Consider the following 1,610-nt stretch of genomic DNA (forward strand, 5'->3'; position numbering starts at 1 on the left):
CTCGGTGCCTGGTAGCCGCTGGCAAGTGAGCACTCTTACCTCCTGGACTTTGAGTCCTGAGGACAGATCGTGCCCTTGCCGGTGGTCGGGAGATCTGTATGGCTGATGGGGTGTCGTGCCCACTGCTGCTGGTTGGTGGTGTGAGCACTGATCCATTAGGGCGCCGGGGTCTCTTGCGGGCTGCTGACAGCCAAGGGTGAGTGGACGGAGACTGATGGTGTTGCTGGTTGGGGATGACTGGGCCGAGGATCATCACGATATCGAGATCCAGGATCCGGACGGCCGGGTCCTGCGGGTGGCGCGGGTGGCTGAGGGCATGGCCGGGATGGCGCGGTTGCATGGGTTGATCGCGGAGTTTCTCGGTGATGAGGATGGCCCGGAGCTGGTGGTGGTCGGGATCGAGACCGAGCGGGGTCCGTGGGTGCGGGCGCTGGTCGCGGCGGGGTATCAGGTGTTCGCGGTGAACCCGAAGCTGGCCGCGCGGCACCGTGAGGTGGTGTCGTTGTCGGGTGCGAAGGACGACAAGACCGACGCGCACACGCTGGCCGACATGGTCCGGACTCGCCGCCACCAGCTCCGCCCGGTGGCGGCCGATTCGGAGCTGGCCGAGGGGGTGAAGGTATTGGCCCGGGCGCATCAGAGCCTGGTCCAGGAACGGACCCGGCACATGCTGCGGCTGCGGGCCGCGCTGCGCGACTACTTCCCGGCCGCGCTGGCCGCCTACCAGCATGAGCCGTTGACCTTGTCTGGTGGGGATGTGCTGGAGTTGCTGGTCAAGGCACCGACGCCGGCCGCGGCGGCGAAACTGACGACTGCGCAGATCACCGCGGTGCTGAAGAAACACCGCCGCCGCAAGATCGCGGCCAAGACCGCCGCGATCCAGGCCGCGCTGCGTACTCAACACCTCAGCGCGCCGGAGATCGTGACCAACGCCTACGCGGCCACCGTCCGTTCCACGGCGGCGATCCTGACCGCGTTGAACACCCAGATCGCCGCCCTCGAGAGCGAGGTCGAGGCTTCTTTTGGCCTGCACCCGGACGCTGAGATCTACCGCAGCCAGCCCGGCCTCGGTCCGATTCTCGGCGCCCGGGTGCTCGCAGAGTTCGGCGACGCCCCCGGCCGCTACGCCGACGCCAAAGCCCGCAAGAACTACGCCGGCACCGCCCCCATCACCCGCCAATCCGGCAAACTGCGGACCGTGCACGCCCGGTTCATCCACAACAACCGGCTCGTCAACGCCCTCGACCTGCAAGCCTCCGCCGCCACTTTGCACGACCCCCACGTCCGCGCCTACTACGACCAGCTCCGCGGCCGCGGCCTCGGCCACCACGCCGCCCTGCGCCAGATCGGCAACCGGCTCGTCGGCATCCTCCACGGCTGCCTCAAAACCCGAACCCTCTACAACCCCGAAACCGCCTGGGCACACCGCACCCAAACCACCGCCGCTTGACACCCTTACCTCCTGGGGTGTCTGTCCTTCGGTACCCCGACCATTCGTCTCGGAGAAGAGACCGCTGGGCGCTGCAACAACTGCAACTCGTTGAGGTTATATCTATTCAGCTGTGACTTGGCAGAATGAATACTTCCTGGTGGCGCCGAGTGGGCGCGAG

The 1,610-nt window shown here is 67.0% G+C and carries 1 protein-coding gene; it reads left to right on the forward strand.

Annotation, left to right across the window (positions count from 1 at the left end):
* Positions 1 to 217 precede the first annotated feature (217 nt).
* A complete protein-coding gene (locus tag ACFWE1_RS17525; protein WP_376934766.1) occupies positions 218 to 1,450 on the forward strand; it encodes an IS110 family transposase in 1,233 nt (410 codons plus the stop codon).
* Positions 1,451 to 1,610 lie beyond the last annotated feature (160 nt).

This window comes from Agromyces sp. NPDC060279 (assembly GCF_042726785.1).
Lineage (GTDB): Bacteria > Actinomycetota > Actinomycetes > Actinomycetales > Microbacteriaceae > Agromyces.